This is a genomic window from Arthrobacter terricola (genome assembly GCF_004354015.1).
Lineage (GTDB): Bacteria > Actinomycetota > Actinomycetes > Actinomycetales > Micrococcaceae > Arthrobacter > Arthrobacter terricola.
This window is the reverse complement of sequence record NZ_SMRU01000066.1, coordinates 1-7,200: the sequence shown is the minus strand read 5'-3', so window position 1 is coordinate 7,200 and position 7,200 is coordinate 1. Positions and strand designations below refer to the sequence as shown.

Below are 7,200 nucleotides of genomic sequence, written 5' to 3'. Positions count from 1 at the left end.
ATCACCCTGGCCGCGGATGACCGCGCGCACGTGTCCCAACGCGCCCAGTTCGCCCGCAACAACCTCTGGGTCACCCCGTACACCCGGGAAGAACGGTTCCCGGCCGGGGAATACCCGAACCAGTCCACCGGCGGGGACGGGCTGCCGGCCTGGACCGCGGCGGACCGGAACATCGTGGATCAGGACCTGGTCGTGTGGTACACCTTCGGCATGCACCACGTCGTGCGCCTGGAAGACTGGCCCGTCATGCCGAGGCAGAACATCGGGTTCATGCTCGAACCCCACGGCTTCTTCAACCAGAACCCCACCCTGAACCTCCCCACCGAAATCACCACCACCACCGGCGGACACTGCAGCACCGGCAAATAACCCCGCCACCGCAGTGAACCAGTAACAACCAGTTCCACAATCTTCGGTCCCCGGCGCTGCCCCGAAGCAGTGCCGGGGACCGATCCATGTATACCCCCAACCAGTAGTGACGGTGCGGCCCGAATGTCCCAAACCCGCTGAATCCGGTGATCGTCCCACTACCAGCTCAGGAAAGAGTATTGCGATGCACATCGGATTGATCGGCCTTGGAAAAATGGGTTTCAACATGCGAGAACGGCTGCGCAGGGGCGGGGTGGAGGTAACCGGCTACGACCGAAACCCGGACGTCACCGACGTCGCCTCGGTGGACGACCTTCTCACGAAAGTGCCGGCCCCTAGGATTATCTGGGTGATGGTACCTGCGGGGGACATCACGGGTGCAACCATTAACGAGCTCGCCGACAAACTTGACCGTGGCGACATGGTGATCGACGGTGGCAATTCCAGGTTCACCGAAGACCAGAAGCATGCCGAACTGCTCACGGCCAAAGGCATTCACTTCGTGGACTGCGGTGTATCCGGCGGTGTTTGGGGGCTGCAGAACGGTTACGGCCTGATGGCCGGAGGTACCGCCGGAGATATTGAGCGGGCACTGCCGATCTTTGACGCCTTGCGCCCGGAAGGCGAACGTGCCGATAGCTTCGTTCACGTCGGCGGAGTAGGCGCCGGCCACTACGCCAAAATGGTGCACAACGGTATTGAATATGGCCTGATGCAGGCTTACGCCGAGGGCTACCAACTTCTCGCATCCAAGGACATCATCACTGATCTGCCCGGGACCTTCGCCGCTTGGCAGAAGGGCACCGTTGTTCGGTCCTGGCTGTTGGACCTGTTGGTTAAAGCCCTCAACGAGGATCCCGGCCTGGAGAAACTCGGCGACTACGTTGAAGACTCGGGTGAAGGCCGCTGGACCGTGGAGGAAGCTATCGCCAACGCGGTTCCGGCGCCGGTCATCACCGCGGCCCTGTTCGCCCGCTTCGCGTCGCGTGAGGACAGCTCGCCCGCGATGAAGATGGTGTCAGCACTCCGCCATCAGTTCGGCGGACACGCAACCCAACCCGCCAAGTAGCAATCCAATCCCGACGGCGGGAGGCGGCTTCGTGCGGAGGCCGCCCCGCCGTCGGGTCTTATGCCGCGCAGTGTCGAGTCCAGCGGTTGGCGCTGTACCGTTCGGCAATCGTCGGGTTGAGCGGGATCCGCTATCAGGCAGTTTGATGCAGTGCGCGAACGTGCGGTGGTCGCTGTTTTGGGCGTGCTGGTTCCTTTTATGCGGGTTTGCGGAGTTGTGGTTGGCGGTTTGGTTTGTGTTGGTGGTTCCAGTCGTCCCAGTTGTAGAGGGCGGCGGTTTCGAAGGGTGAGATTTGGACGTCCGGGCCTGTGGTGTGGGGTGTGCCGGGCAGGGGCGGGGCTGTTGATTCGTAGCTGTGCCCTGTGGGGGTAACGAGTTCGAAGGCATGCCTGCGTCCCGGTTGTGGTTTGTGGGTGCGGGTTGACCAGCCGGGGAGTTCTTTGGTGTGGTTGCAGGCTTCGCACAGTCCTGCCCCGTTGTTTTGGTTGGTGGTTCCGCCCAGGTGCCAGGCGAGGATGTGGTCCAGGTGCCTGATGGGCGCGTCGCAGTACGGGGTGCGGCAGGTGTTGTCCCGGACCTGGATGAGGCGCCTCAGCCCGGGCGGGAAGAGCCTGGCCTTCGAATCGGCGGCGACGAGTTCCCCGCTGCCGGGCGCGGTGAACAGCCGCCGCAACCAGACTTTGAAAGCCGTCTCGTCTGATTGAGAATCCTTTGGCTTGCGATCGCGCGTGTCGATGACCGCGGAAGGCACGGCCCCGACGTCGCGTTGCTGACCGGCTCTGTGGTCTTGACCTACTCGGTGGCTGCGTTTGGTCCGGCGGTCCTGACCGTCTTTCCCGGTTCCGGATCGGCTTCTTCGTCCGGCACCGGGTTCCTGCCCGTCCCGTCTGGATCGACCGCCCCGCCCGGCCTGCTCGGCTCCGGTCCTAGATTGCTGCCCGGCTGGTCGAGCTTGCCCGGCCTGTTCGGCGTCGGTCCCGGGTTGCTGGCCGTCTTGCCCGTATCCTCGGTCCGGTCCGCCGTTGCCGGTTCCGTGCTTCCGTCTCACTCGATCACCCCGCCCGGCCTGGTCAGGCGAGTCTCCACAGTCCGGTGCCGTTTCGCCGTTGTGTCCGGTTTCGGGGTGGTGTTCGGTGTCGTCGTTGTTTCCGGTGAGGAAGGTTCTGGCCCAGGTGGCGGGGACGATGCCGTAGCCGGGGATCCTTGCCGGTTCGCTGTGGCCTTGCAGGAGGGTGCGGTCGGTCATGACGAGTTGGAGGTCGATGCCGGTGATCCCTGCCCGGGTGCCGGTGGTGCGTTCGACCAGGGTGTCGGCCATGACCTGCCCGCGGGAGCGGGTCTCCCCGCCGGCGCGGAGGGTGTCTGCGTGGCGGGACAGGGCGGCGTGCACGGCCACGCCCTGGGCCACGGGCAGCAGCGCGGTCAAATAGGTCATGGTGTCCGGGGCCGGGCGCAGGCTGACGTGCCTCTCGGTCACGGCCCGGGCGGCGCGCCGGGTGACCGAGCCCGGGTCACGTCGGTACGCGGCCGCCCGGGCGGCGGCGATGACGGCACGGTCTCCGGCACCGTGAAGGGTTCCGGTGTCGGGGGCCAGTTCGGCGTCGACACCGGCCCGGTCCACGGCAGTGAGGCAGGCGGTTTCCCTCACCAGCAGCGTCGCGCGCCATTCGTTGAGTTGTCCGGTCTCCAGGGCGGCCAGGGTCCGGGGCATCTCCACCACCAACGCCTTGGCCAGACCCAGGAGACGGGCGCCTTTGGCCGGGGATTCGCGCCTGGCCAAGGCCACCTGCGCGCCGACGCCTTTGCCCTGTTCCGCGGCAGGAACCCCCAGGTTCGCGTGGGCACGGCGCTGGGCAGTATCGAACGCGACAGTGATCCTGGCCTGCGCCCCCGCGATCGCGGACTTCAAATCCTCCAACAGGCGCAACTGAGCAATCAACTCCCCACCCACCCCCGCGATATCGGTGGTGGCGGTGATGTCTGGGTCACTAGTGCCGGTGGCGGTGGCGGTGGCGGTGGCGGTGGCGGTGGTGCCGGGCTCACTGGTGCTGGTGGCGGGGATTTCGGTGGTATCGGTCAAAGCGGTGTGGGTGCCGGGGCGGAACGCAACCACCGCCGCGATCGCCGCCTCGATCAGGACGAACGGATCTGCACCAGGAACGGCAGCATCACGCGGACCATCACCCGAAGGCATGTCCGCCCGAAGCTGCCGCGTCGGCAAAACCGATCCCCCAATCCCGTCCATACCCAAAGCCTTCCACGGACCCCCGACAAAATAAGCCACGTACGACCCGTTACGGTTCTTGTTTGAAAAACCGGCTCTTGTTTTACCTTCCGGCCCATCAAGCGACGGGATCGCGCCCGGCGTCGTCGACCTGAGTCACTGGAACCATCACCAGATACCCCACCGGTCCGAAGCTGCCCCGTCCGCAGGTCCCGACATCAAAGGACCATCCCCACCTGCGGCAATCCTCGTTTCACATTCCGGCGCTTCAAGCGACGGAACTGGAATCAAGCGCTGGGCACTGAAAATGACCCGCGGCGGATTCCTCTTCACCACGTCGGTGGGCCCTGGGACATCGCCGAATATGTCTCAGTTAAAGCTCTAATGGCTCCTCTGGCAGGCCTCGCCTGGCTACTCCTCGTCCGCCGCCACCACAAACGCTTTTGGGAAGAGGAAAAGGCCCGTCGAGCTGAGTGGGATAAGCGCGGACGCCAACTTTGAGGCGCAGACGGCCCGCATTGAAACCCGGTCGTCCCGCACTTAAACCCCGACGGCGGGGTGCCGCTTCTCGTGGAAGCCGCACCCCGCCGTCGGGCCCTTTCGGGTGAAACCTAGGCGGAAACCAGGTTGTGCCAGTCAGCGACGAGGGGCAGGTTGTGCGCCTCGGATACCGAGTGGTGTGCCACGTGGCCTCCGGCGATGTTGAGGCCTGCGGCGAGGGCGGGGTCGCGGTCGAACGCGGCTTTGACCCCGAGGTTGGCAAGTGCCACGGCATAGCGCAGGGTGACGTTGGTCAGCGCGTACGTGGAGGTGTTCGGAACGGCGCCGGGCATGTTGGCGACGCAGTAGAAGATCGAGTTGTGGACCTTGTACGTGGGTTCCTGGTGGGTGGTGGGGTGGGTGTCTTCGAAGCAGCCGCCCTGGTCCACGGCGATGTCCACCAGCACGGAGCCTGGCTTCATGCGGGAGACGAGTTCGTTGGTGACGAGCTTGGGGGCTTTGGCGCCGGGGATCAGCACGGAACCGATGACGAGGTCGGCGTCGACCACGGACTTCTCGATCTCGTACTTGTTGGAGGCCACCGTCTTCAGGCGGCCCTGGTAGAGGGCGTCGAGTTCGCGCAGGCGGTTGATGTTGATGTCCATGATGGTGACGTCGGCGCCCAGACCGAGGGCCATGGCGGCGGCGTTGGTTCCGGCAACGCCGGCTCCGAGGACAACGACCTTCGCGGGGCGGACGCCCGGGACGCCGCCCAGCAGCACTCCCTTGCCGCCGGCCGGCGCCATGAGGGAGGAAGCGCCGACGACGACCGACAGGCGGCCGGCGACCTCGGACATGGGTGCCAGCAACGGCAGCGTCCGGCCTTCCTGCACGGTTTCGTAGGCAATGGCCGTGACTCCGGAGTTGATGAGTTCCTGGGTCAGCTCGGGCTCGGCCGCCAGGTGCAGGTAGGTGAAGAGGATGAGGCCCTTGCGGAAGCGGTGGTATTCGGCCTTGATGGGTTCCTTGACCTTCATGACCATGTCCGCACGTGCCCAGACGTCGTCGGCTTCGGCGACCATTTCGGCGCCGGCAACAGCGTATTCCTCGTCGGTGATACCGGAGCCCAGGCCTGCGCCGCGCTCCACCAGCACCGTGTGGCCGTGGGTGCGGAACTCGTGAACGCCAGCGGCCGTGATGGCGACGCGGAATTCGTTGTTCTTGATCTCTTTGGGGACACCGATGATCATTTTGGGCTCCATGTTCGAAAGGCTTTGTCGGCCTTTTTCCGTGCGGGGGACTGTGATTCCAGAATAAATCCGCTGTGAGCCAAGCGACAGGAAACGGGCTGCTCGCCTGCGCAAAGTTCCGCGTAATTCCGGGGTTTTTGCCTTTCCTGGATCGACATTTGTCGAGCAGTGAAGCGTCAGGTGTCGCCTGATGTCCGTTCGGCAAAGTACCCTTGCTCCATGCAGCAGGATGTGGAGAAGATCGTCGAGGACGTCGCGCTCAAGCTCGGCCGTGGCCTTTCCCTGGAAGACCTCGACGGCGTCCTGCTCGCCTATAGTTCCAACCAGTCCCACGCCGACCGCGTGCGCGTGAATTTCCTGTTGAGCAAGAAGGTTCCCGTGGACGTCAGTGCGTGGCAACTTTCGCACGGGATCGTGACGGCGGTGCGGCCCGTCGTCGTGCCCGCCAACGAAGAATTGGGCATGGTTGGACGCGTTTGCGTCCCGCTGCTGGTGCGCGGCTTCCGCGTCGGCTACCTCTGGGTCCAGCAGGACCTTGACGAGCAAACCGCGACGGCGATCCTCGCCGAATTGCCCGGCGTCCGGGACGAACTGGACCTCCTTGCGGCGCTCTTGCTCGACTCAAACACCGCGGAGTCGGAGTTCCGCCGCCGCAAAGAACAGGAATTCCTGGCGGCCTGCGGCGGGGAATCCAATGCGGTTTCCGGGGTTGCCGGCTGGAAAGAGGTCCAGGGGCGGGGTCCGTGGCAGCTGGTCACGGCGCTCGACGCCGGTGATCTCGGCGGAGTCTCCGATCCCATCGCTGCCACGCTGACCCACCGTTCGGCAGCGCTGCAGGCCACCATCGGCGTCGATTCGGTGCTGTTCAGCGCAGGCTCTGAGACGCATTCGGTGCTTCTTTTCCGCGAAACGGGAGGCAGGGCTGAGCACGCGCAAGTCTTGGTGCATTACCAGTTGGAGCTCGCGAAGCGGGCGGGACGGAAAGTCGATCGCGTGATCCTGGGCATCAGCGAGCCGTTCCCGGTGGTCCGCCAAATGGCCGCGGCCTACCGGCAGTCGAAACTTGCGGCCCAGGCGGCCGCCGTCGATCCGACCCTTGGGGAGCTGGTGGACAGCCGTTCGGTGGGAATCTACCAATTGTTTGATCGCCTGCAGGCGCCGGGGGGTTGGGACGACGCCGGATCTGTCCACTTCCGCGCCCTCGAGGACCATGACCGCAACGGAGAACTGTTGCCCGTCCTCGAATTGCTCTATGACAACGACGGTTCTGTCCAAGATGTAGCCACCAAGCTGCACCTGCATCGGAGCAGCATTTACAACAGGCTCGGCAGGATCCGGCAGCTCATCGGCGCCGATCCTTTGGGCGGGGCGATACGGCTCGAACTGCATGCGGCACTGAAGGCGCGGCGGTGGGCAGGGCGACCCAGGATCTGAAAGTGTAGCGGAACGACAAAAGGGAGGCAGCGAATGATCGCTGCCTCCCTTTTTGTTATGCCGTGTTAGTTGGAGGGGAAGTTGTAGGAGGCGCCGGAGGCGTGGTGGGTTTCGGGCCAGCGGGAGGTGATGACTTTGCCGCGGGTGTAGAAGGACACGCCTTCGGGTCCGTAGATGTGCTTGTCGCCGAAGAGCGAGGCCTTCCAGCCGCCGAAGGAGTAGTACGCCACCGGCACGGGCAGGGGCACGTTGATGCCGATCATGCCCACGTCCACGGAGCGCTGGAACTTCCGGGCAGCTGCTCCGGAGGAGGTGAAGATCGCGGTGCCGTTGCCGTAGGGGTTGGAGTTGATCAGTTTGATGCCGTCTTCGAG

Annotated in this window: 6 protein-coding genes; 3 read left to right on the top strand and 3 right to left on the bottom strand. The window is 64.7% G+C overall.

Going from position 1 to position 7,200, the window contains the following annotated elements:
* Together E1809_RS25905 and gnd are read left to right on the top strand one after the other, a co-directional pair.
* On the top strand, positions 1–369 hold a 369-nt coding region (locus E1809_RS25905), incomplete at its 5' end, for a copper amine oxidase (RefSeq protein WP_456236609.1).
* Between the two features lie 184 nt (positions 370–553).
* A complete protein-coding gene (gnd, locus tag E1809_RS25900) occupies positions 554–1,438 on the top strand; it encodes a phosphogluconate dehydrogenase (NAD(+)-dependent, decarboxylating) (RefSeq protein ID WP_133207092.1) in 885 nt (294 codons plus the stop codon).
* 196 nt (positions 1,439–1,634) lie between these two features.
* On the opposite strand, the gene E1809_RS27625 is transcribed toward gnd, so the two are convergent.
* Positions 1,635–3,683, bottom strand: a complete 2,049-nt coding sequence (locus E1809_RS27625; protein WP_235835784.1) for a DUF222 domain-containing protein — start codon at positions 3,681–3,683, stop codon at positions 1,635–1,637.
* A 590-nt stretch (positions 3,684–4,273) separates the two neighbouring features.
* Positions 4,274–5,392: an alanine dehydrogenase gene (gene ald, locus E1809_RS25885; RefSeq protein ID WP_133207093.1), complete on the bottom strand. Its 1,119-nt coding sequence runs from the start codon at positions 5,390–5,392 to the stop codon at positions 4,274–4,276.
* A 219-nt stretch (positions 5,393–5,611) separates the two neighbouring features.
* Here ald and E1809_RS25880 point away from each other — a divergent pair, with 219 nt between their 5' ends.
* Positions 5,612–6,826, top strand: a complete 1,215-nt coding sequence (locus tag E1809_RS25880) for a PucR family transcriptional regulator (RefSeq protein WP_133207091.1) — start codon at positions 5,612–5,614, stop codon at positions 6,824–6,826.
* A gap of 65 nt (positions 6,827–6,891) precedes the next feature.
* Here E1809_RS25880 and E1809_RS25875 read toward each other — a convergent pair.
* On the bottom strand, positions 6,892–7,200 hold a 309-nt coding region (locus E1809_RS25875), incomplete at its 5' end, for an aldehyde dehydrogenase family protein (RefSeq protein ID WP_133206714.1).

What these genes read in the sequence shown, in the direction of transcription:
- E1809_RS25880 (WP_133207091.1), top strand. Translation starts at nt 5,612, where the DNA reads ATGCAGCAGGATGTGGAGAAGATCGTCGAGGACGTCGCGCTCAAGCTC.
- gnd (WP_133207092.1), top strand. Translation starts at nt 554, where the DNA reads ATGCACATCGGATTGATCGGCCTTGGAAAAATGGGTTTCAACATGCGA.
- E1809_RS27625 (WP_235835784.1), bottom strand. Translation starts at nt 3,683, where the DNA reads ATGGACGGGATTGGGGGATCGGTTTTGCCGACGCGGCAGCTTCGGGCG.
- ald (WP_133207093.1), bottom strand. Translation starts at nt 5,392, where the DNA reads ATGATCATCGGTGTCCCCAAAGAGATCAAGAACAACGAATTCCGCGTC.